General features: G+C 73.7%; 20 protein-coding genes. 12 read left to right on the top strand and 8 right to left on the bottom strand.

Annotated features, from left to right (window positions below):
• The first annotated feature begins 163 nt into the window (after positions 1–163).
• Positions 164–1087: a hypothetical protein gene (locus tag MUK52_RS20515; RefSeq protein ID WP_114057637.1), complete on the top strand. Its 924-nt coding sequence runs from the start codon at positions 164–166 to the stop codon at positions 1085–1087.
• Here MUK52_RS20515 and MUK52_RS20510 read toward each other — a convergent pair.
• Both MUK52_RS20510 and MUK52_RS20505 read right to left on the bottom strand, forming a co-directional pair.
• On the bottom strand, positions 1077–1748 hold the full coding sequence (locus tag MUK52_RS20510) for a hypothetical protein (RefSeq protein WP_284578930.1): 672 nt from the start codon (positions 1746–1748) through the stop codon (positions 1077–1079). The genes MUK52_RS20515 and MUK52_RS20510 overlap by 11 nt on opposite strands.
• Before the next feature lie 119 nt (positions 1749–1867).
• Positions 1868–2629: a GntR family transcriptional regulator gene (locus MUK52_RS20505; protein WP_114057639.1), complete on the bottom strand. Its 762-nt coding sequence runs from the start codon at positions 2627–2629 to the stop codon at positions 1868–1870.
• A 154-nt stretch (positions 2630–2783) separates the two neighbouring features.
• Between MUK52_RS20505 and MUK52_RS20500 the strand changes: the two genes are divergently transcribed.
• On the top strand, positions 2784–3203 hold the full coding sequence (locus MUK52_RS20500) for an ATP-binding protein (RefSeq protein WP_246042692.1): 420 nt from the start codon (positions 2784–2786) through the stop codon (positions 3201–3203).
• A 64-nt stretch (positions 3204–3267) separates the two neighbouring features.
• Here MUK52_RS20500 and MUK52_RS20495 read toward each other — a convergent pair whose 3' ends face one another.
• Positions 3268–4044: a MerR family transcriptional regulator gene (locus MUK52_RS20495; protein WP_114057640.1), complete on the bottom strand. Its 777-nt coding sequence runs from the start codon at positions 4042–4044 to the stop codon at positions 3268–3270.
• Positions 4045–4139: 95 nt separating this feature from the next.
• On the opposite strand from MUK52_RS20495, the gene MUK52_RS20490 reads away from it, so the two are divergent.
• A complete protein-coding gene (locus tag MUK52_RS20490; protein WP_428985458.1) occupies positions 4140–5231 on the top strand; it encodes a serine hydrolase domain-containing protein in 1092 nt (363 codons plus the stop codon).
• 2 nt (positions 5232–5233) lie between these two features.
• Here MUK52_RS20490 and MUK52_RS20485 read toward each other — a convergent pair whose 3' ends face one another.
• Together MUK52_RS20485 and speB are read right to left on the bottom strand one after the other, a co-directional pair.
• Positions 5234–6919, bottom strand: a complete 1686-nt coding sequence (locus MUK52_RS20485) for a thiamine pyrophosphate-binding protein (protein WP_114057641.1) — start codon at positions 6917–6919, stop codon at positions 5234–5236.
• Between the two features lie 60 nt (positions 6920–6979).
• Positions 6980–7948 carry an agmatinase gene (gene speB / locus MUK52_RS20480; RefSeq protein ID WP_114057642.1) on the bottom strand — a complete coding sequence of 323 codons (969 nt, stop codon included), beginning with the start codon at positions 7946–7948 and terminating at the stop codon, positions 6980–6982.
• A 113-nt stretch (positions 7949–8061) separates the two neighbouring features.
• On the opposite strand from speB, the gene MUK52_RS20475 reads away from it, so the two are divergent.
• A complete protein-coding gene (locus MUK52_RS20475) occupies positions 8062–9555 on the top strand; it encodes a PucR family transcriptional regulator (RefSeq protein ID WP_246042693.1) in 1494 nt (497 codons plus the stop codon).
• On the opposite strand, the gene MUK52_RS20470 is transcribed toward MUK52_RS20475, so the two are convergent.
• A complete protein-coding gene (locus MUK52_RS20470) occupies positions 9545–10696 on the bottom strand; it encodes a serine hydrolase domain-containing protein (protein WP_114057644.1) in 1152 nt (383 codons plus the stop codon). The genes MUK52_RS20475 and MUK52_RS20470 overlap by 11 nt on opposite strands.
• 295 nt (positions 10697–10991) lie before the next feature.
• Between MUK52_RS20470 and MUK52_RS20465 the strand changes: the two genes are divergently transcribed.
• Positions 10992–12149: an acyl-CoA dehydrogenase family protein gene (locus tag MUK52_RS20465; protein WP_114057645.1), complete on the top strand. Its 1158-nt coding sequence runs from the start codon at positions 10992–10994 to the stop codon at positions 12147–12149.
• 6 nt (positions 12150–12155) lie between these two features.
• The gene (locus tag MUK52_RS20460) at positions 12156–13034 is read left to right on the top strand and encodes an acyl-CoA thioesterase (RefSeq protein WP_114057646.1); all 879 of its coding nucleotides are present in this window, start codon (positions 12156–12158) and stop codon (positions 13032–13034) included.
• Between the two features lie 85 nt (positions 13035–13119).
• On the opposite strand, the gene MUK52_RS20455 is transcribed toward MUK52_RS20460, so the two are convergent.
• Both MUK52_RS20455 and MUK52_RS20450 read right to left on the bottom strand, forming a co-directional pair.
• On the bottom strand, positions 13120–13947 hold the full coding sequence (locus MUK52_RS20455; RefSeq protein WP_114057647.1) for a phosphatase: 828 nt from the start codon (positions 13945–13947) through the stop codon (positions 13120–13122).
• A gap of 56 nt (positions 13948–14003) precedes the next feature.
• Complete coding sequence (locus MUK52_RS20450; RefSeq protein WP_114057648.1) at positions 14004–14582, bottom strand: SACE_7040 family transcriptional regulator; 579 nt, start codon at positions 14580–14582, stop codon at positions 14004–14006.
• 98 nt (positions 14583–14680) lie between these two features.
• On the opposite strand from MUK52_RS20450, the gene MUK52_RS20445 reads away from it, so the two are divergent.
• From MUK52_RS20445 to MUK52_RS20420, 6 genes are all read left to right on the top strand, one after another.
• Complete coding sequence (locus MUK52_RS20445) at positions 14681–16297, top strand: carboxyl transferase domain-containing protein (RefSeq protein WP_284578919.1); 1617 nt, start codon at positions 14681–14683, stop codon at positions 16295–16297.
• 30 nt (positions 16298–16327) lie between these two features.
• Positions 16328–18349, top strand: a complete 2022-nt coding sequence (locus MUK52_RS20440; protein ID WP_284578917.1) for an acetyl/propionyl/methylcrotonyl-CoA carboxylase subunit alpha — start codon at positions 16328–16330, stop codon at positions 18347–18349.
• Between the two features lie 11 nt (positions 18350–18360).
• Positions 18361–19287: a hydroxymethylglutaryl-CoA lyase gene (locus MUK52_RS20435; protein ID WP_114058923.1), complete on the top strand. Its 927-nt coding sequence runs from the start codon at positions 18361–18363 to the stop codon at positions 19285–19287.
• A gap of 8 nt (positions 19288–19295) precedes the next feature.
• Positions 19296–20456, top strand: a complete 1161-nt coding sequence (locus MUK52_RS20430; protein WP_114057651.1) for an acyl-CoA dehydrogenase family protein — start codon at positions 19296–19298, stop codon at positions 20454–20456.
• Between the two features lie 328 nt (positions 20457–20784).
• Positions 20785–21828 (top strand): ABC transporter substrate-binding protein, encoded by a 1044-nt coding sequence (locus MUK52_RS20425; protein WP_284578913.1) that lies wholly within the window; start codon positions 20785–20787, stop codon positions 21826–21828.
• Positions 21829–21995: 167 nt separating this feature from the next.
• Entirely contained in the window at positions 21996–22907 is a 912-nt protein-coding gene (locus MUK52_RS20420; RefSeq protein WP_284578911.1) for a siderophore-interacting protein, read from the top strand.
• Positions 22908–23067 lie beyond the last annotated feature (160 nt).

Below are 23067 nucleotides of genomic sequence, written 5' to 3'. Positions count from 1 at the left end.
GATTTCATCCCGCCGCACCATTTCGACGGTGCGGATGTGTCACGTCGGGCGCACGCGGGGCGCGGCCGTCCGCGTGAGCGCGCCCGCGGCGCCGGGGCGGCCGGCTCAGCCGTGCGGCGCCGCCCCGCGTGCGGCGTCCGGCGGGCGCGCCCATGCTGGGCGCATGCCCGAGCCGCAGGAGGAGCCGCCGCCGGACGGGGGGCGCGACCGGGGGTCGGCCCTGGAGAAGGTGGCGTACGTCACGGCTCCGGCGACCGTCGTCCTCGGCCTCCTCTACTACTTCGGCCGGACGTACACCGACGCGTACTACGCCTACTTCGGCATCCCGGCGAACGACCTCCAGCTCTCCCTCCAGGCCTACGTCGCCAGGAGCCCGACCGCCGTCTTCTTCCCGTTCTGGATGCTGCTGGTCTGCGGTCTGGTCGTGCTGCTGGTGCTGGGCGCGGTGGGCCGGGCCCTGGCGGTGCCGGGCCGCGAGGCGGTGCGCCGCAGGGTGGTGCTGTCGTTGCTGGCCGTCGGCATGCTGCTGGTCCTGGCGGGCTTCCCGGCCTTCTTCCTGGAGGGCCGGATCTCCTGGCTGCCGCAGGGGTGGGTGAGCGAGTTCCTGCCCTGCCTGATCGTGGCGCTGGGGGCGACGCTGGCGTTCTTCGCCGTCCAAATGCACCTGGGGCGGCCCCGGCGCGACGACCGCGACCCGGGCGCCCTCACGGGCGACCGCCTGTGGCTGGCGGGCGGCGCCCTGCTGATCGGGCTGCTCACGCTCAGCCTGTTCTTCGCCATGGCGCGGTACGCGGACCAGGCGGGCAGGACCGCGGCCGTCGGCCTCGCGGCCACGGGGTGCGTCGACGACGAGTGCCCCCGGGTCATCGTCCACTCGAGGGTGCCCGTCCCCCACCACCTGGAGGACATCCATTTCACCGACAGGGGCCCGGGCATGGCGCCGTACCGGTACCAGTACCGCGGGTTCCGGCTCCTCGCGAAGTCACCGGCCCGCTTCTACCTGATCTCCCACGCCCTCTCCCGCCAGGAGCCCCGCCTGGCGGTGATCCCCGACGACGACTCCGTCCGCCTGGAGATCAGCCCATGACCCCGTTGGGCGGGTCCTCGGTGGGAGTGGCCTCTGTGGGCGCGGCGTCCTCCGTCGGCGACGGGTCCTCGGTGGGAGTGACGTCCGTGGGGGCGCCGTCTCCCGTCGGCGACGGGTCGGACGGTTCCTCGGTGCCGCCCGTGGACTCACCGGCGGTCGCCTCGCCGATGACGTCGACCGTGTAGATCTCGCCGTCGGAGGTTTCGACGGTGAGCTGTCCGCTGTAGCCGCCGGGTTCGAAGGCCACGTGCTGGATCACGACCGTGCAGCTTCCGTGGGGCGGCAGTTCGACGCCGGTGCAGTTGTCCTCCGCGAGGTACATCTCCCCCTGGCGGAATCCCACCGACGCCCTCCTCACGGTCTCGGCCGCCGACACCCTCTGCACGGTCTGCGCCTCGCTCTTGGGGTTGGTGACGTCAAGGTGCCGGTTGACCGGCTTGCCCACGGGCGCGGTGGGCACGTGGACGGTCGGCCGGGACCGGTGGGCGCTCTCCCCCAGGAACAGCGTGTCCGAGGAGGTGCCGCTGTCGGACGGCTCCGCCGCCGTGGACGGCCCTGTGTCGGGCTCCGGGGTCGGAGCGGGTTCCTGGCAGGCGGCAAGGACGGCGGCCAACACGGTCGCGGCCGCCGCTGCGGCGAGGCTTCGGGGGATTGCGGGCATGACGGGGTCTGCGCCTCCGCTCCCGGATCGACGAGGATCGGCTCACGGGTACGCTCCCACAGCCGCCGCCCACCGCCCCGGGATCCCGACCGTGACACTGCGTCATCACCCGAAGGGCGTCAGACGGCGTCGAACTCGTACTCCAGGACGTACGCGGAGGAGTCGAGCGCCATCTCGTTGACCTCCACGACCCGCCGGTCGGCGTCGAACGCGGTGCGGCACACCAGCACGACGGGCGTCCCGGGCCCGAGGGCGAGCGCCTTGGCCTCCTCCGGTGCAGGCATCCGCGACCGGACCTCCTCCCGGAACCGGACGGGCCTGCGCCCGAGCTCGGCAAGCCGGGCGTAGACCCCACCGGGCCCGGTGTCCGGCTCGGCGATGCGGGTGCCGACGGTGAGGGCGGCGTCCAGGTAGGAGGTGGACACGAGGACGGGCTTGCCGTCGAGGACGTACCGTCGGCGGCGGGCACAGACACGACCACCCTCCCCTACCCCGAGCAAGGCCCCGAACCCGGGCGGTGCGGCCTCCTCCCCCACGGACAGCAGCTCGACCGACAGATCCCGGTCCTGGGAGTCGGCTTCCCAGAGGGACAGGCCCGCACCCCAGACGTCGCCCGCAAGGCGCTGGATACTGCGGCGGCGGATCAGCTTGAAGTCCCGGACGAACACCCCGGCGCCCTTGCGGGCCTCCACGAGGCCCTCTGTCTGGAGGACGCCGAGAGCCTGGCGGGCCGTCATGCGGGCCACGCCGTACTTGGCCATCAGGTCGTTCTCGCCGGGAAGACGGTCGCCCGGACCGTACGTGCCGTCCTGGATGGCTGCCTTCAGCTCGCCGGCAATCCGCTGGTACTTGGGCTGCCGCCCGGAGCCGTTACTCGGCATGCGTCCTCCCGATCATCTCTCGACATCGTAGGCGCGGAATGCAGCCGTGCTTGCTCAGCCCTACACACGATACGTGCATCTCTAGAGATAGCTTGACCGAAGGCCGCCCAGGGGGTTCACTCAAGGCATCGGAATCTCTAGAGAGGCGATTCGGATGACGATGGCGCCATGTCTGCCGAGCGAAGAATCCTGGCTCCTCCCCCGCAGCCCCCGCACCCCCGGCTGGGCCCGGGCGTTCTTCCGCGCGCAGGCGCGCGCGTGGGGTGTCGCCCGGCCGACTGCGGAGGCGGCGGAGCTGGCGCTGTCGGAGCTCGTCACCAACGCCGTACGGCACGCACGGGCACCGCGCGGCCGGAAGATCGGCGTACGGGCGGTGTGGGACGGGGCCTGCCTGCGGATCGAGGTGGCCGACGCCGGCGACCGCGTCGACCTCGAACCGGCCCCGCCCGGGCCGGACGGCGAACGCGGCCGCGGCCTGGCGGTCGTGGCGGCCGTGGCGGACCGCTGGGGCCACGGCCCCCGGCCGCACGGCATCGGCAAGACGGTGTGGGCGGAGTTTCCCGTCAGGGGGTAGGGGCTGGGAGCGGCTTCGCCCGGCCGCTGAGCCCTGTCCGGGCGATCAAGTTCGCAGCAGTCCGTCACTGACGCGGGATATCAATGCCCGCCGCGCGCAGGTGCTCCTCGACCAGCCCGTTCAGCCGCGCGATGGACGGTGCCTCGTCCTCCCGGTGGTGGTTGACCACGCCGTACCGGGAGGCCGCGTCGGGCCCGTGCGGTCGCTTGGCCGGCAGCGTCAGCAGCGCGCGGACGCCCAGCAGGTTGGCGGCCACCGCTGAGGCCAGCTCCTCGATCCGCGGGTCGTCGGGATCCCAGGACCTCGCCTCCCAGCCGCGCTTGGTCAACTCGACGAACTCGGGGTCGTCGAGCCGGTGTTCGAGGTTGGCCAGGAAGAGGTCGAAGACGTCGGGAGCAAGCGCCCGCGACAGCACCAGGGCCTCCCGCTGGGTGGTGACGTAGTCGGGGCTGAAGTCGAGCTCGGCGAGTCGCTCCAGGACCGCGCAGGCCCGGTCGGGCAGCAGGGCGCGGTCACCGTGGGCGAGCCGGTGCAGGGTGTCGCGGCGGGCGGTCAGCTCCTCGATCTGTTCGGTGAGCCGGCGGCGGACGTCGTCCAGGGCGGTGGCGAACCGCTCGGGCTCGGCGTCGAGCAGCTCGCCGATCTCGGCCAGCGGCACGCCCGCCCCGGCCAGGGCCCGGACCTGGACAAGGCGCAGCAGGTCGGCCGATCCGTAGCGCCGGTAGCCGGAATGGTCCCGTTCCGGTTCGGCGACCAGGCCGAGCCGGTGGTAGTGCCGCACCGTCTTGACGGTGATGCCGACGAAAGCCGCCGCCTGACCGATCGTGAGCCCGTCTGCCATGGGGCGAGCCTAACGCTCACCTGTCGCCTTGACCTTGACCTTGGGTCAGGGCCCACGCTCGGCTCACACCCGCCGACACGAGATGAGGAATCACCGTGAGTGAGCAGAACACCACCGCGCAGGACCGCCCCGAGCTGCGGAAGGCCATGCAGGAGATCGTCGACGCCGGTTTCTCCGGCGTGCAGCTGCGCGTGAACGACGAGCTCGGCGAGTGGGTCGGCAGCGCCGGGGTGAGCGAGCTGGGCCGGACCGAGAAGCCGCCGACCGACGGGCACTTCCGGGTCGGCAGCGTCACCAAGACCTTCGTCGCGACCGTCGTCCTGCAGCTGGTGGCCGAGGGCAGGCTCGGCCTCGAGGACCTGGTGGCCGACCACGTGCCCGAGTTCGGGCTCGACCGGCGGATCACGGTACGGATGCTCCTGCAGCACACCAGCGGGCTGTTCAACTTCACCGGCGAGTTCTCCGAGGACGGATCGGTCGAGCCCGGTGTGGTCGCAGGATGGGGCAAGGAGTGGGTGGACCTGCAGCACGCGACCTACCGGCCGGAGGAGCTGGTGCGGGGGGCGTTGGCGAAGCCGGCGCGGTTCGAGCCGGGGACGGCCTGGAGCTACTCCAACACCAACTATGTCCTGGCCAGGCTGCTGATCGAGCAGGTCACCGGCCGCTCGCTGCCCGAGGAGATGCACCGGCTGATCCTGGGCCCGCTCGGGCTGACGGGCACCCTGCTGCCGGAGACCCGGGAGGACATCCCCGAGCCGCACGCTCACGGCTACTTCGGCTACGACGACGCCGGACAGTGGAAGGTGGTCGACACCACCCGCTTCAACCCCTCCTGGGTATCCGCCGCAGGCGACATGATCTCGACCAGCCGGGACCTCCACACGTTCTTCTCCGCGCTGAACAGCGGCAAGCTCATCTCGACCGGGCTTCTGGCCGAGATGCGCGTCGCGGACCCCACGATGGGTTACGGCCTGGGAGTGTTCGTGGAGGAGCTGGACGGCGGCAGCACCGTCCTCCACCACAACGGAGGGTTCTGGGGCTGGGGCGCAGTGATGTACAGCACGCCCGACGGCACCAAGACCCTGACCGGCTCGCTGACCTCCGGGGACGCCGAAGTGGACCTGCCCACCATGGCCGGGACGTTCGAGAAGGTGAAGCAGACGCTGGTCAAGGCGGTGTTCGCCTGAAACTAGAGGTGCGTCGGGGCGAACATGCGGAGTGTGGCCGGAAGGACGACCACCGACGGGCCGGATGTGGCCAGGGCCTTCTCCAGGTCCGCGCGGAGGGCGTCCGGGGTGGTGGTGACGGCGGGGACGCCGAAGGACTCGGCCAGGGCCGCGAAGTCCGGGCGGGTCAGTTCGGTGCCGGCGGTGCGGCCGTCGAAGGCGTCGGCCATGTACTCGCGGAGGATGCCGTAGCCGCCGTCGTCGACGATCAGCCAGGTGACGTCCAGGTCGTGCTGGCGGGCCGTGGCCAGCTCGGCGAGGGAGTACATGGCGCCGCCGTCGCCGGAGACGGCGAGGACGGGGGTGCCCGGCTCGGCCAGGCAGGCGCCGAGGGCGGCGGGGAAGGCGTAGCCGAGGCCGCCCGCGCCCTGCGCCGAGTGCATGGTGTTCGGGTGCCGCGGGTCGAAGGCCGACCACGCCCAGTACGCCAGGATCGTCATGTCCCAGAACGACGGGGAGCGGGCGGGCAGGGCCGAGCGGATCGAGGCCAGCAGGCCCTGCTCCAGGTCCAGGTTCTGGGCTGCGAGGCGGGCCGCGACGGCCGACAGGACGGTGCGGACACGCCCTGCGGCGGCCGGGTCGCGGCGTTCGGCGACGGTCTCCAGGAGGGCCTGGAGGGCGAGGCGGGCGTCGGCGTGGATGCCGAGTGCGGTGTGGTTGGACTCCAGCTTGCCGGGGTCGGCCTCGATCTGGACGACGCGGCCGCGGGGCCGGAACGTGTGGTAGTTCGACGACAGCTCGCCGAGCCCGGAGCCGACCACCAGCAGAACGTCCGCGTCTTCGAGGAAGTCGGTCGTGTGGCGGTCCTCCAGCCAGGACTGGAGGGACAGCGGGTGCTTCCAGGGGAAGGCGCCCTTGCCGCCGAAGGTGGTGGCGACGGGCGCGTCGAGGCGCTCCGCGAGCTGTTTCAGCTTTCCGGCCGCGTCCGAGCGGATGACGCCGCCGCCCGCGAGGATCGCCGGGCGTTCGGCGTGCTCCAGCCAGTGCGCGGCGAGCGCGGTCAGCTCGGGGCGCGGGGCGAGCTCGTGCGGGGTGGCGTCCATGCCGGTGACCTGTGGGATGAACGTTTCCGCCCGCAGGACGTCCTCGGGGATCTCCACCCAGACCGGCCCGTGCGGCGCCGTCAGCGCCGACTCCCACGCCGCGGCGAGGGCGGACGGGATCTGGGAGGGGGTGCGGGCGGAGTGGACGGACTTGACGACGTCCCGGAAGGAGGCGGCCTGGTCGCGCAGTTCGTGCAGGTGGCCGCGGCGCCCGCCGCCGAGGCCCGCGGTCGGCACCTGCGAGGAGACGGCGAGGACCGGCGAGGAGGCGGCGGCCGCCTCCGCCAGGGCGGGCAGCGCGGTGAGCGCGCCCGGGCCCGTCGACAGCAGCAGCGGCACGGCCTCGCCGGTCAGCCGGCCGTACGCGTCCGCCGCGAAGCCGGCGTTGTTCTCCACCCGCAGTGTGACGAGCCGCAGGTCGGAGCGGCCGACCGCGTCGAACAGGCCGAGGGCGTGCTGCCCCGGCAGCCCGAAGACGGTCGTCGCGCCGAGCCCGCGCAGCGTCTCCACGACCAGGTCCCCGCCCGTGCGGCCGGGCGGTGCGGCGAGTGCCGCCGCCCGCTGGGCGTCGGTGGGGCGGAGTACCAGGTCGTGGTCGTGCGTCACGCTGTGCGGGCCTTCCGTGCCGTCGCGCCGAAAGGGCTCGGCGCCTGCTCGCCTGCCGGCCTACTTGCCCTTCGCGGCCGCGATCTGGCGGCTCATGATGGTGGTCAGCTCGTACGCGGTGTGCGAGGCCGCGACCGAGGTGATCTCGGCGTGATCGTACGCCGGGGCGACCTCGACGACGTCCGCGGACACCAGGTTGCAGGAGGACAGGCCGCGGATGATCTCCAGCAGCTCGCGGGAGGTCATGCCGCCCGCCTCGGGGGTGCCGGTGCCGGGGGCGTGGGCCGGGTCGAGGACGTCGATGTCGATGGAGATGTACAGCGGGCGGTCGCCGATGCGCTGGCGCAGCTGGTCGGCGACCTCGTCGGCGCCGCGGCGGTAGACGTCGGCCGAGGTGACGATGCCGAAGCCCATCTTGGCGTCGTCGTCGAGGTCCTGCTTGCCGTACAGCGGGCCGCGGGTGCCGACGTGGGAGAGGGCCTCGGTGTCGAGGATGCCCTCCTCGACGGCGCGGCGGAACGGGGTCCCGTGGGTGTACTCGGCGCCGAAGTAGGTGTCCCAGGTGTCCAGGTGGGCGTCGAAGTGCAGCAGGGCGACCGGGCCGTGCTTCTTCGCGACCGAGCGCAGTAGCGGCAGGGCGATGGTGTGGTCGCCGCCGAGGGTCATCAGGCGGGAGCCGGCGTTCAGCAGGTCGTCGGCCGCGGCCTCGACCGTCTCGACGGCCTCGTTGATGTTGAAGGGGTTCACCGCGATGTCGCCGGCGTCGGCGACCTGCGCCAGCGCGAACGGGGAGGCGTCCTGCGCCGGGTTGTACGGGCGCAGCAGGCGGGAGGCCTCGCGGATGGCGTTGCCGCCGAAGCGGGCGCCGGGGCGGTAGGAGACGCCGGAGTCGAAGGGCACGCCGACGACGGCGACGTCGGCGGAGCCGACCTCGTCCAGGCGGGGCAGTCGCGCGAACGTCGCGGGGCCCGCGTAGCGCGGGATGCGGGAGGAGTCGACCGGTCCGCGCGGCGTCTGCTCGGTGCTCATGGGGTGCCCTTCGTGAGGTCCTACTGTGCGGTCCTTCGAGCGTACGGCGCGGCCGGGAGGGCGCGAAGTGTACGTTTCCTCCATACGGCCCTGCTGACATGTCCGGAGTATCCATGGACGAATCCCGCACACCGGATGTTCCGGGCCCCGGCGGGGGTCCTGCCTCGCCGGTGCCGCCCGTGCCGCTGGGGGCGCTGCTCGGCGACCGGGAGCTCGGCCTGCGGCACGTGGCGGGGCCCGGGGAGGCGGCGGTGCACGGGGTGCACGCCTCGGAGATGGCCGATCCGGCGCCGTACCTGCTCGGCGGGGAGCTGCTCCTCACGGCGGGGGCCGCGGACGCGGCGGGGGCGGACTTCGAGGCCGCCGGGGGCCTCGCCGCGGCCGGCGGGTACGACCGGTACGCGGCCCGGCTCGTCGCGGCGGGCGCCGCCGCGCTCGGCTTCGGCGTGGCGCCGCTGCACGCGGAGGTGCCGCCCGCGCTGGCCGCGGCGTGCGCGCGCCACGGGCTGCCGCTGGTGGAGGTGCCGCCGCGGACCCCGTTCACCGCGGTCGCCCGCGCGGTGTGGCGGCTGATGGCCGAGGCGCGGACGCGGGAGCTGCGCCGGGTGACCGAGGCCCAGCAGGCCCTCGCGGCCGCGGCGGCCCGCCCCGACCCGGTCCCGGCGGTGCTGTCGCGGCTCGCGGCCGGCCTCGGCGGGTACGTCGTGCTGTGGCCGGACGGCCGGGCGGCGGGCAGCCCGCCGCCGGCCGCGGCCGGGGCTCGGGAGGCACTGGATGCGCTGCTGGCCCGGGTGGGGCGGCCCGGCGGCCCGGCCACCGCCACGGACCAGGCGGGCGGCTGGCACCTGGCGGCCCACGCCCTGGGCCGGCACGCGGACCGGCAGGCCGCCCTGGGCACCGCCGCCCCGGTCCGGACCCCGGGGGACCACACGGTCGCCTCGGTCGCGGCGGTGCTGCTGACGCTGCTCACCGCCGAGCGGCCGGCCGGGGAGCAGGCCGCGGCGCTGACCCGGCTGCTGCTGGGCGGCTCCCCCGCCGCGGCACTGGGCGGCCCGGGCCCCTGGTACGCCGTCCACGCCCGCGGCGGCCCGGACCCGCGGGGGCTGGCGGCCGCGCTGGGCACCGTACTGGCCGACCCGGACGGGCCGGCCGTACGGCTCCTCACGGACCGGGATCCGGGCCCGCAGCCCGGGTGGCGGCTGGGGGTCAGCGCCCCGTCAGCGCCGGACGCCCTGCCCGTGGCCGACGCGCAGGCGCACCGCGCCCTGGCCCGCGCCGAGGCGGCCCGTACGGCCGTGGCCCGGCACACCGAGCCGGGCCTGGCGGGCCTGGTCGGCGAGGCCGAGGCCCGCGCCCACGCAGAGGCCCTGCTCGGGCCGCTCCCGCCGGTGCTGAGGGACACGCTGCGCACCTGGCTGGCCCGGCACGGCAGCTGGGACCGCACGGCGGCCGACCTGGGGGTGCACCGCAACACCGTCCGCCAGCGGATCGCCCGCGCCGCGGCCCTGCTGGACCGGGACCTGGAGGACGCGGACGTCCGCATGGAGCTGTGGTTCGCCCTGCGGACGGCGGCTCGGGCGGCGGCGGACGGGCCGGTCAGCGGTTGAAGGCCGGCAGGCCGAACCGCTGGACGACGGCCAGCCCGTCGCCCTTGGCGTCGGTGCTGTTGACGGAGTACACGAGGGTGCGGGACAGGTCGCGGGTGGCGGCGATGACCGTGTGGTAGCCGGGGCGGGCGCCGGTCTTGCCCCACACCTCCCTGCCGTTCACCGTGAACCGCTCCAGGCTCGCGCTGCGCGTGGCGCCGGGGATGTCCGGGACGGTGAACATCTCCTCCAGCTGCGGCGCGGGGACGACGCGGCCGCGGAACAGGGCGGTGAGGAAGCGCTCCAGGTCGCGGGTGGTGGAGATCATGTCGCCCGCGGCGAAGCGGTCGGACATGTTCCACTCGGTGACATCGACGGGCCTGCCGTCGATCAGCTGGTATCCGCGGTGGTGCGGGCCGTGGATGCGGGGGTCGGTGCCGCGCGGGAAGGACGTGCCGGCCATGCCGAGCGGGCGGAAGATCCGGACCTCGGCCTGGTGGGCGTAGCTGTCGCCGGTGGTCTTCTCCACCAGCATGCCGAGGACCGTGTAGTTGATGTTGTTGTACTGCTGTCGCGTGCCCGGGTCGAAGGCCGGGCCCTTGGCGGTGCCGGAGGCCACGGACTGCTGCGGGGTGATCGTCTCGAAGCGGTGCGGGTACTCCTCGGCGACGGTGTCGCCGAAGCCGTCGCCGCCCTGGATGCCGCTGGTGAAGTTGAGCAGGTGGCGGACGGTGACGGGCTTGGCGAACGTCGCGGGCAGCAGCCCCGGCATCAGCTGCTGCACGGAGGCGTCCAGGTCGATCCGGCCCTCGGCGGCGAGCTGGAGGACCAGCGCCGCGGTGACGACCTTGGTGGTGGAGCCGGCCCGGAAGCGGGCGTTCTCGTGGGCCGGGGCGCCGGTGCGCAGGTCGCGGACGCCGGCCGTGCCGGTCCAGCGGCCGTTCCCGCCGACGCGGACGAGGGCGGCCGTCGCGTCCCGGTCGGGCAGCCCGGCCAGGGCGGCGCGCAGCGCCGCGGTGTCGGGGCCCTGCGCGGCGTCCCGGGAGGCGGCGGCCGGGGCGGGTGCGGCGGCGTGGGCGGCGGTGGCGAGGGGTCCGGCGGTGAGCCCGAGGAGGAGGGCGGCGGCGAGGGCGGTGCGGGTGCGGCGGTTCCGGCGGTTCATACGGGCTCCCGGGCGGTCGGTGTGGGGCGGCGTCGGACGGATCCCATCCTGGTGATCACCGGCCGCCTGCCGGATCCTCCGCGGGCAGGAGCCGCCCCCCGCGGGTAACACCCTTTTCCGTCAGGGGCGTTGGCAGGGGCTCCCCCGAGGCCGTCCCCGGTGCCGCCACCAGCGGGGGTGGCGCTTGTCATACCGTCTGCCGAGCTCTGGACAGAGTCGCCAACTCGCCGGTAACTTTGCTATGAGCAAGCGCTTAGACACAGGCGGCGGACTGCCGCGACGAAGGGAGCCGGCCGTGCGCCGTACGGTGTTCAACGAGGACCACGAGGCCTTCCGGGAGACCCTCCGCGCCTTCATCGAGGCCGAGGTCGTACCGGTCTACGACGAGTGGTTCGCCGCCGGCCAGGCGCCCCGCGACTTCTACTACAAGCTCGGCGAGCTGGGCGTCTTCGGCATCAACGTCCCCGAGGAGTTCGGCGGCGCCGGCCTGGACACCCACAAGTTCGAGGCCGTCCTGTACGAGGAGACCTCCCGCGCGGGCGTCAACTTCGGCGGCTCCGGCGTGCACGTCCTGCTCGCCCTGCCCTACATCAAGATGCTCGCCACCGACGAGCAGAAGAAGCGCTACCTCCCGAAGTTCGTCTCCGGCGAGGAGATGTGGGCGCTGGCGATGACCGAGCCGGGCACCGGCTCCGACGTCGCGGGCATGAAGACCACCGCGAAGCTCTCCGAGGACGGCACGCACTACGTCCTCAACGGCGCCAAGACCTTCATCACCGGCGGTGTGCACGCCGACCGCGTCATCGTCTGCGCCCGCACCTCCGCCCCGACCGAGCAGGACCGCCGCTTCGGCATCTCCCTGTTCGCCGTGGACACCAAGTCCGAGGGCTACTCCATCGGCCGCAAGCTCGACAAGCTGGGCTTGAAGACCTCCGACACCGCCGAGCTGGCGTTCGTCGACGTCAAGGTCCCCGTCGAGGACCTGCTCGGCGAGGAGGGCAAGGGCTTCTACTACCTCGGCCACAACCTGGCCTCCGAGCGCTGGGGCATCGCCTTCGGCGCGTACGCCCAGGCCGCCGCGGCGATCCGGTTCGCCCAGCAGTACGTGACCGAGCGCACCGTCTTCGGCAAGCCGGTCGCCCACTTCCAGAACACCAAGTTCGAGCTGGCCGCCTGCCAGGCCGAGGTGGACGCCGCCCAGGCCGTCGCCGACCGCGCCCTGGAGGCCCTGGACGCCGGCGAGCTGACCCCGGCCGAGGCCGCCTCCGCGAAGCTGTTCTGCACCGAGGTCGCCCACCGCGTCATCGACCGCTGCCTCCAGCTGCACGGCGGCTACGGCTACATGAACGAGTACCCGATCGCCCGCCTGTACGCCGACAACCGCGTCAACCGCATCTACGGCGGCACCAGCGAGATCATGAAGTCGATCATCGCGAAGTCGATGGGGCTGTAAGACTCCTTGAGCAAGGCGCTGACCGACCTCCTCGATCTGCTCGACCTGGAGCAGATCGAGGAGGACATCTTCCGCGGCCGGAGCCGCACCTCCCTGGTGCCGCGGGTGTTCGGCGGGCAGGTCGCGGCGCAGGCGCTGGTCGCGGCCGGCCGGACCGTGCCCCGGGACCGCACCGCGCACTCCCTGCACTCGTACTTCCTGCGCACGGGGGACGCCGGCGCGCCCATCGTCTACTCCGTGGACCGCATCCGCGACGGGCGCTCCTTCACCACCCGGCGCGTCGTCGCCGTCCAGCACGGCCAGCCGATCTTCCACCTCTCGGCGTCCTTCCAGACGTACGAGGAGGGCCTCGACCACCAGGTCGCCATGCCCGCCGCCCCGGACCCCGAGACGCTGCCCACGGCCGCAGAGGACCTGCCCGCCTACCGGCACCTGTTCCAGGACGCGGGCACCGTCGAGCGGCTGCTGGAGTCGCGGGCCGCGGTGGACCTGCGCTACGCGACGACCCCGCCGTGGGGCACCATCGGCGAGCCCGTCGAGCCGCGCTCGCAGGTGTGGTTCCGCACCGCCGGCAAGCTCGACGGGGACGACCCGCTGCTGCACACCTGCCTGGCCACGTACGTCTCGGACATGACCCTGCTGGACTCGGTGCTGCTCGCGCACGGCCGGGGCGGCTGGGCCGTCGGCGACGTGGTCGGCGCCTCCCTGGACCACGCGATGTGGTTCCACCGGCCGTTCCGCGCCGACGAGTGGCTGCTGTACGACCAGGACTCGCCGACCTCGCAACGAGGCCGCGGGCTCGGCCAGGCCCGCATCTGGACCCGGGACGGCCGCCTGGCCGTCACCGTCATCCAGGAGGGCGTGGTCCGCGTCCCGCGCGCCTGACGCACGGACCGGCGCGGCGCGCTGACGCCCGGGCGCGGTGCGACAGCGCCCGGTCCGTCCGCGCCGCGCCGCGCCCGGGCGGCCCTCAGCCGGCGAGGCCGGCCGCGTCCAGCAGGTAGGCGACCAGGGGGTCGTAGTAGCGCGGGTCGCGGACGTGGTCGTCCAGCGGGACCACCACCTGCACGGTTCCCTCGGCCTCGCCGAGGAAGAGGGCCGGGTCGTTGCAGTCCGCGTACCCCACCGCGTCCAGGCCGCGCTGGGCTGCGCAGCCCGCCCAGCCGTGGTCGGCGACGACGAGGTCCGGCAGGGGCCGGCCCGCGGCCGCGAGCCCGTCGAGGATCGCGGCCATCGGCTCGGGGGAGTGGGTGTGCCACAGGGTGGCGCCCCGCTCCAGGACCGCGACGTCGGCGAACTGCCACACCGAGGCCTCGTCGGCGACGAGCCCGGAGGGGATGGCGACGATCTCGCAGCCCGCCGCCCGCAGCGCCGCGGCGGTGGCCCGGTGCACGTCCAGCAGGCCGCCCGGGTGCCCGGTGGCGAAGAGGACGCTCTGCCGGTCCAGGGCCGCCTTGCGCAGCCGGGCCGCCATCCGGTCGAGCGCGGCGGCGGTCAGCTCGGGGTCGATGGTGTCCTGGCCCTGCCGGTGCTCGGCGTCGTCGACGACGCCGCAGCGCTCCGCCATCACCGCGAGGACGTCCTGCTCGTCGCTCCAGCGGTCGCCGAGGTCGAGGCCGAGCCAGTAGTGCCGGTCTCCGTTGGCGAGGGCCCGGTAGTGGGCCAGGTTGTTCTCGCGGGGGGTGGCGACCTGTCCGGCGATCCGCGTGCGGACCAGGTGTTCCACCAGTTCGGCGCGGGTCGGTACGGACGTCGGTATCGGCACGGTCGGCTCAGTCGGCTTCGGCATGCGGCCCATTGTGCCGCCGCCCCGCCGGAGGCGGGGCTTCCATCCCATGCGGCGGACCGGGCGCGTCACGCGCTCAGCGCCCCGAACGCGCCGTGCGCGAGCCGCCGCAGCAGCGACTCCGTGGCATTGCGGCCGGGCGTCCCCAGGTGCGGGGTGGAGTTCAGCAGGCCGAAGACGGCGTGGACGGCGACGCGGACCTCGGCCTCGCCGACGCCGGGGTGCAGTTCCCGCACGACGGCCACCCACAGTTCGACGTACTGGCGCTGGAGCTGCCGTACGAGCTTGCGGTCGGCGTCGCGCAGCCGGTCCAGCTCGCGGTCGTGGAGGGTGATGAGGGCGCGGTCGTCGAGGGCGAAGTCTATGTGGCCGTCGATCAGCGAGGCCAGGACGGCGGCCGGGTCGCCGGCGGCCTCCTCGACGCGGCGCCGGCCGCCGGTGAGCAGCCGCTCGCTGATCCCGACGAGCAGCTCGGCGAGCATGGCGTCCTTCCCGGCGAAGTGCCGGTAGAGCCCGGGGCCGCTGATGCCCACCGCCGCGCCTATCTCGTCGACGCCGACGCCGTGGAAGCCGCGTTCGGCGAAGAGGCGTGCGGCCTCACTGAGGATCTGCTCGCGACGGGTGGGTGCGGCCGCTGAAGTGCTCATGGGCATCCATTCTAGACAGGGCCGTTAGCGGTCGTTAACCTAGGCGCCACAGACGTTAACGCTCATTAACCCTGGATCCGAGCAAGGGAGCTCGACCGATGCAGCAGGCACCCGTGCTGACCAGCGCCGCGGACCCGGCGTCCGAGGCCTGGCGCACCAACGAGGCGGCCCACCGCGAACTGTCCGAGGGGCTGCGCGCCCGCCTGGAAGCGGTCCGCCTCGGCGGCGGCGAGAAGGCCCGGGCCCGCCACACGGCGCGCGGCAAGCTGCTGCCCCGCGACCGGGTGGACGCGCTGCTCGACCCGGGTTCGCCGTTCCTGGAGCTGGCCCCGCTGGCCGCCGAGGGCATGTACGGGGGCGCGGCCCCGGCCGCCGGGGTCATCGCGGGCATCGGGCGGGTCAGCGGCCGCGAGTGCGTCATCGTCGCGAACGACGCCACCGTCAAGGGCGGCACGTACTACCCGATGACGGTCAAGAAGCACCTGCGGGCCCAGGAGGTGGCGCTGGAGAACCGCCTCCCCTGCCTGTACCTGGTCGACTCGGGCGGCGCGTTCCTGCCGATGCAGGACGAGGTCTTCCCCGACCGGGAGCACTTCGGCCGCATCTTCTACAACCAGGCCCGCATGTCGGGCGCCGGCATCCCGCAGATCGCCGCCGTCCTCGGCTCCTGCACCGCGGGCGGCGCGTACGTCCCGGCGATGAGCGACGAGGCCGTCATCGTCCGCAACCAGGGCACGATCTTCCTCGGCGGCCCGCCGCTGGTGAAGGCCGCCACCGGCGAGGTCGTCACCGCGGAGGAGCTCGGCGGCGGCGAGGTCCACAGCCGCGTCTCCGGCGTCACCGACCACCTCGCCGAGGACGACGCCCACGCCCTGCGGATCGTCCGCAACATCGTGGCGACCCTGCCCGAGCGGGGCCCCCTGCCGTGGGCGGTGGAGCCCGCCGAGGAGCCGAAGGCGGACCCGTACGGCCTGTACGGCGCGGTCCCCGTCGACTCGCGCACCCCCTACGACGCCCGCGAGATCATCGCCCGCATCGCCGACGGCTCCCGCTTCCAGGAGTTCAAGGCCGAGTTCGGCACGACGCTCGTCACCGGCTTCGCCCGGATCCACGGCCACCCCGTCGGCATCGTCGCCAACAACGGCATCCTCTTCGCCGAATCCGCCCAGAAGGGCGCCCACTTCATCGAGCTGTGCGACCAGCGCGGCATCCCCCTGCTGTTCCTGCAGAACATCTCCGGCTTCATGGTGGGCCGCGACTACGAGGCCGGCGGCATCGCCAAGCACGGCGCCAAGATGGTCACCGCCGTCGCCTGCACCCGCGTCCCGAAGCTGACGGTGGTCGTGGGCGGCTCGTACGGCGCGGGCAACTACTCGATGTGCGGGCGGGCGTACTCTCCCCGCTTCCTGTGGATGTGGCCCAACGCCAAGATCTCCGTGATGGGCGGCGAGCAGGCGGCGTCCGTCCTCGCCACGGTCAAGCGCGACCAGATCGAGGGCTCCGGCCAGGAGTGGTCCGCCGAGGACGAGGAGGCCTTCAAGGCCCCGGTCCGCGCCCAGTACGAGGAGCAGGGCAGCGCCTACTACGCCACCGCGCGGCTGTGGGACGACGGGGTCATCGACCCCCTGGAGACCCGCCAGGTGCTGGGACTCGCCCTGACCGCCTGCGCGAACGCGCCGCTGGGCGAGCCCGGCTTCGGCATCTTCCGTATGTGACCTGCGACCTGTGACGTGAGGACCCCCAAGATGTTCAGCACTGTCCTTGTGGCCAACCGGGGCGAGATCGCGGTCCGGGTCATCCGCACCCTGCGCGAGCTCGGGATCCGCTCGGTGGCCGTCTTCAGCGACGCCGACGCGGACGCCCGCCACGTGCGGGAGGCGGACACCGCCGTCCGGATCGGGCCCGCCGCCGCCTCCGAGAGCTACCTGTCCGCGGAGCGGCTGCTGGACGCGGCCCGGCGGACCGGCGCCGACGCCGTCCACCCCGGCTACGGCTTCCTCGCGGAGAACGCCGCGTTCGCGCAGGCCTGCACCGAGGCCGGGCTGGTCTTCATCGGCCCGCCCGCCTCGGCGATCTCCCTGATGGGCGACAAGATCCGGGCCAAGGAGACCGTCCGGGCGGCGGGTGTGCCCGTGGTCCCCGGCTCCTCGGGGAGCGGCCTGTCGGACGGCGAGCTCGCCGAGGCCGCCGAGAAGATCGGCATGCCGGTCCTGCTCAAGCCGTCCGCGGGCGGCGGCGGCAAGGGCATGCGGCTGGTGCGCGACGGGGCACTGCTGGCGGAGGAGATCGCGGCGGCCCGCCGCGAGGCCCGCTCCTCCTTCGGCGACGACACCCTGCTCGTGGAGCGCTGGGTGGACCGGCCCCGCCACATCGAGATCCAGGTGATGGCCGACGCCCACGGCAACGTCGTCCACCTCGGCGAGCGCGAGTGCTCGCTCCAGCGGCGCCACCAGAAGGTCATCGAGGAGGCCCCGTCCGTCCTGCTGACCCCGCAGGTCCGGGCCGCGATGGGCGCCGCGGCCGTCGAGGCGGCCCGCGCGTGCGGGTACGTCGGCGCGGGCACCGTCGAGTTCATCGTCCCCGGCGGCGACCCCTCCTCGTACTACTTCATGGAGATGAACACCCGCCTCCAGGTCGAGCACCCGGTGACCGAGCTGGTCACCGGCCTGGACCTGGTCGAGCTCCAGCTGCGGGTCGCCGCGGGCGGCGAACTCGGCCTCACCCAGGACGACGTGGAGCTGACCGGGCACGCGATCGAGGCCCGCGTCTGCGCGGAGGACCCGGCCCGCGGCTTCCTGCCGTCCGGCGGCACGGTCCTGGCGCTGTCGGAGCCGTCGGGGCGGACCGTGCGGACCGACTCGGGGCTGGCGGCCGGGGTGGACGTGGGCTCCACGTACGACCCGATGCTGTCGAAGGTGATCGCGTACGGGCCCGACCGGGCGGCCGCGCTGCGCGTGCTGCGCGGGGCGCTCGCCGACACGGTGATCCTGGGCGTGCAGACGAACGCCGGCTTCCTGCGCCGGCTGCTGGCCCACCCTGACGTGGTGTCCGGGAACATGGACACCGGCCTCGTCGAGCGCGACCTGCCGGGCCTCCTGCCGGACGGGGTCCCGCCCGAGGTGTACGCGGCCGCCGCCCTGCTGGCCCGCGAGCCCGCCCCGGACACGGCGGCCGGGCAGCGGTGGGCGGATCCGTTCTCCGCGGCCGACGGCTGGCGCCTGGGCGGCACCCCGGCCTGGACGGTGCACCACTTCCGCCTGCCCGGCCAGGACCCGGTCGCCGTCCGCACCCGCCGCCTCGGCGCCGAGCTGGAGATCGGGCACCCCGGCGGCGGGCCCGGCCCGGCCCGCGGCCGGATCGTCTCCCGCACCGCGGACCGGCTCACCGTCGAACTCGACGGCGCCACGCACACGTTCGGCCATGCCGCCTCCCCGGAGGGCGTCTGGCTCGGCCGCGACGGCGACAGCTGGCACGTCCAGCACCACGACCCCGTCGCGGCCGCACTCGGCGGCCGGGGCCGCGCCGGGGCCGACACCCTGGCCGCGCCGATGCCGGGCACCGTCACCGTCGTCAAGGTCGCGGTCGGCGACAAGGTCGCCGCCGGGCAGAGCCTGCTCGTCGTCGAGGCGATGAAGATGGAGCACGTCATCTCCGCCCCGCACGCCGGCACGGTCGCCGAGCTGGACGTCTCCCCCGGGACGACCGTCGCCATGGACCAGGTCCTGGCCGTCGTCACCCCCGACGAGGACGAGGAGGCGGGCGCGTGAAGGGGCTCCCCATGGCCGTCCCGGCCCCCGGCCTGCCCGCCCGGGTCCGCATCCACGAGGTCGGCGCCCGCGACGGGCTGCAGAACGAGCAGACGGCCGTCCCCACGGAGGTGAAGGCCGAGTTCATCCGCCGGCTGGCCGCCGCCGGGCTGCGCACCGTCGAGGCGACGAGCTTCGTCCACCCCAAGTGGGTGCCGCAGCTCGCCGACGCCGAGCAGCTCTACCCCCAGCTCGCGGACCTCGCCGCGGCGGGCGTGCACCTGCCCGTGCTCGTGCCCAACGAGCGCGGCCTGGACCGGGCGCTCGCCCTGGGCGCCGACCGGATCGCCGTCTTCGGCTCGGCGACCGAGACGTTCGCCGCCCGGAACCTCAACCGGACCGTCGCCGAGTCCCTCGCCATGTTCGAGCCCGTCGTGGCCCGTGCCAGGGAGGGCGGCGCGCACGTCCGCGGCTACCTCTCCATGTGCTTCGGCGACCCGTGGGAGGGGCCCGTGCCGGTCGCGCAGGTCGTCGGGGTGGCCAGGGCGCTGCTGGACCTCGGCTGCGACGAGCTGAGCCTCGGCGACACCATCGGCACCGCCACCCCCGGCCACGTGCGGTCGCTGCTCTCCGCCCTGAACGGGGCGGGCGTGTCGACCGACCGGATCGGCGTGCACTTCCACGACACCTACGGCCAGGCCCTCGCCAACACCCTGGCCGCGCTGGAGCACGGGGTGGCCACCGTGGACGCCTCCGCGGGCGGCCTCGGCGGCTGCCCGTACGCGAAGAGCGCCACCGGCAACCTGGCCACCGAGGACCTCGTGTGGATGCTCGACGGCCTCGGCATCGAGACCGGGGTCGACCTGGCCGCCCTCACCGCCACGAGCGTGTGGATGGCCGAGCGGCTGGGGCGCCCGAGCCCCTCCCGCACCGTCCGCGCCCTCTCCCACAAGGAGTGAAAGACACCATGTCCCTCGACCACCGCCTGACCCCCGAGCACGAGGAGCTCCGCCGCACGGTGGAGGCGTTCGCGCACGACGTCGTCGCGCCGAAGATCGGCGACTTCTACGAGCGGCACGAGTTCCCGTACGAGATCGTGCGCGAGATGGGCCGCATGGGCCTGTTCGGACTGCCCTTCCCCGAGGAGTACGGCGGCATGGGCGGCGACTACCTCGCCCTCGGCATCGCCCTGGAGGAGCTGGCCCGCGTCGACTCCTCGGTTGCGATCACCCTGGAGGCGGGCGTCTCCCTGGGCGCGATGCCGCTGTACCTGTTCGGCTCCGAGGAGCAGAAGCGGCAGTGGCTGCCCAAGCTGTGCTCGGGCGAGGTGCTGGGCGCGTTCGGCCTGACCGAGCCGGGGGCCGGCTCGGACGCCGGCGGCACCCGCACCACGGCCGTGAAGGACGGCGGCGAGTGGGTGATCAACGGTTCGAAGTGCTTCATCACCAACTCGGGGACGGACATCACGGGCCTGGTCACGGTCACGGCCGTCACCGGCCGCAAGGACGACGGCCGTCCGGAGATCTCCTCGATCATCGTGCCGTCCGGCACCCCCGGCTTCACGGTGGCCGCGCCGTACTCCAAGGTCGGCTGGAACGCCTCCGACACCCGCGAGCTGTCCTTCGACGGGGTGCGGGTCCCGCTGGAGAACCTGGTCGGCGAGGAGGGCCGCGGCTACGCCCAGTTCCTGCGCATCCTCGACGAGGGCCGCATCGCGATCTCGGCGCTGGCGACGGGCCTGGCGCAGGGCTGTGTGGACGAGTCGGTGAAGTACGCGAAGGAGCGGCAGGCGTTCGGCCGGCCCATCGGCGACAACCAGGCCATCCAGTTCAAGCTGGCGGACATGGAGATGCGCGCGCACATGGCCCGGGTGGGCTGGCGCGACGCCGCGTCCCGGCTGGTGAACGGCGAGCCGTTCAAGAAGGAGGCGGCCATCGCGAAGCTGTACTCCTCGACGGTCGCCGTCGACAACGCGCGGGACGCCACGCAGATCCACGGCGGCTACGGGTTCATGAACGAGTACCCGGTGGCCCGCATGTGGCGCGACTCCAAGATCCTGGAGATCGGGGAGGGCACGAGCGAGGTCCAGCGGATGCTCATCGCGCGCGAGCTGGGCTTCGCGGGCTGACGCGCGGGCACACCGGCCGGGGCCGGCGCAGGGGAGCGATCCTGCGCCGGCCCCCGGCCTTTTTGGTCCGCGGAAATTCGGTTTCTGCCGAATTGCCGGATGCGGACCCGGCGGCATTTCCCACGCATCCGACGAACCGGCAATTCACTTTTCCCCGAGGGCACTTCATGCGGAAGGGAAGACCGCGAAAGGTCTCCCGGAGATCACGATCGGCGCCCGGGCGGGCACCGGCCTTGCATCCCCGCCGGAGATCCCTTTAGGTTAGGCTTACCTTCCCCACCGAACGGCCCGTTTCGGCCGCCCGGCACGTATGAAAGCGGACACCGACATGCCCAAGTCCCGTACCTCCTACCTCACCCGTCGCGGCCTGGTCGCCGCCGGCGGCGCCCTCGGCCTCGTCGCGGCTCTGACCGCGTGCGGCGGCGGCGACAAGGCGAAGAGCGGCGGCGACGCGGACAAGGGCGCCGCGGCGTCGGGCGCCTGGACCTTCAAGGACGACCTCGGCAAGGACATCAGCCTGAAGGCCGCCCCGAAGAACGTCGTGGCCTACACGGGCACCGCGGCCGCGCTGTACGACTACGGCGTGTCGGTCAAGGGCGTCTTCGGCCCGACCAAGACCGCCGACGGCAAGCCCGACGTGACGGCCGGCTCGATGGACATCTCCAAGGTCGAGATCCTCGGCAACGTCTACGACGAGTTCAACGTCGAGAAGTACGCCTCCCTGGCCCCCGAGCTGCTCGTCACCAACACCTGGGACGGCACCTACTGGTACGTGCCCGAGGCCTCCAAGGACAAGATCCTGGCTCTGGCCCCGGCCGCCGCGATCGGCGTGGGCGGCGACGCCTCCATGGACAAGTCCCTGGCCCGCACCGCCGACCTGGCGAAGTCCCTGGGCGCCGACCTGAACAGCAAGAAGGTCACCGACGCCAAGGCGCGCTTCGAGGCCGCCGCCGGGAAGGTCCGCGAGGCCACCAAGGCCAACCCGGGCATCAAGGTGCTCGTCGGCTCCGGCTCGGACGCGCTGTTCTACGTCTCCACCCCGAAGACCTCCGCCGACCTGAAGTACTTCGAGACCCTCGGCGTCGAGTTCGTCACCCCCGAGCAGGACAATCTCGACCAGGGCGGCTTCTTCGAGAGCCTCAGCTGGGAGAACGCCGGCAAGTACAAGGCCGACCTCGTCCTCCTCGACAACCGCACGGGCACCCTCCAGCCCGACGCCCTGAAGGCCAAGCCCACCTGGAACGAGCTGCCCGCCGTCAAGGCCGGCCAGGTCGCCCCGCGCGTGACCGAGCCGATCTACTCGTACGAGAAGTGCGCGCAGGTCCTCGAGGACCTCGCCAAGGCCATCCAGAACGCCAAGAAGGTCGGCTAGGACCCCGGCCGGCCCCGCGGCCGGCAGGAAGAGCAGATCCGGGACCCGGGCCCGCGGCCGACGCCGCGGGCCCTCGGTCCTGCCGCGGCCCGGCCGCACCCGTCCGGCGCCGGACCCCGCTGACCCGCGGTCCGGCGCCCGCCCGACACCCAGGGGGATCCACCCGCATGTCCGACTCTGCGTCCGGCACCGCGCCCGCATCCGAGGCCGCAGCCGCCCACTTCCGCTTCTTCACCCCGGAAGTGCTGCGCACCCGCCGCCTCGGCCACTCCTTCCTGCGGGTCACCTTCGGCGGCGACGGCCTGGCCGGCTTCCGCTCGGGCGGCTTCGACCAGAGCCTCTCGCTCTTCCTGCCGCCCGCCCACCGGCAGCACACCGAACTGCCCTCCACCGCCGAGGACACCTGGTTCGCCGCCTGGCGCGGGATGCCCGACGGCGAGCGGCCGGTCATGCGCTCGTACACGGTCCGCGAGCAGCGCGACGCGGACGGCGGCGCGGTCGAGGTCGACATCGACTTCGTGCTCCACGGCGACTCCTCCCCCGCCTCCGCCTGGGCCGGACGGGCCGCCGCCGGCAGCCGGATCCTGGCGATCGGCCCGGCGGTGGCGGACAACAAGTCCGTGCGCTTCCAGCCTCCGGCCGACACCGACGCGCTGGTGGTGTACGCGGACGAGACGGCGCTCCCCGCCGCCGCCGCGATCCTGGAGCGCCAGGCGCCGGACATGCGGGTGCGGGCGTTCTTCGAGGTCCCGCACGCCGACGACCGGCTCGACCTGGAGACCGCGGCCGACGCGGAGATCACGTGGATCGTGCGCGGGGCCGGGCCCGGCCGCGCCGAGCGCGTCGTGGAGGCGGTGCGCGCCGCCGAACTCCCGCAGGCGCAGCGCCCGTACGGCTGGCTGGCGGGTGAGGCGGGCACGATCCGCGCCGTCCGCCGGCACCTGGTGCAGGAGCGCTCCCTCGACCGGCGCGCGGTGCGCTTCACCGGCTACTGGCGCCTGGGCGCCAGCGAGGAGCAGCTGCTCGCCGAGGCGTACGCGGGCAAGGCCGCCAGCGAGGACCCGGCCTCCGAGCTGTAGGGCCGCGCAGGGGCACCGGGGTTTCCACGCCGGGGCTCCGGCCGGCGTGCTCCGGCTCCAGTGCCCTGCAAGCCGTCCGATACCCCGTCACCAGCGTTTCCGTTGCCGTCCCACCAGCAGCCTCCACGATTCTTCATGTCAAGGGACCTGGCCGGCTCCG

The sequence above is a fragment of the Streptomyces sp. 2P-4 genome (assembly GCF_030167965.1).
Lineage (GTDB): Bacteria > Actinomycetota > Actinomycetes > Streptomycetales > Streptomycetaceae > Streptomyces > Streptomyces globosus_A.
The sequence above is the reverse complement of the archived record's forward strand: the minus strand, read 5'-3'. Positions and strand labels throughout refer to the sequence as shown.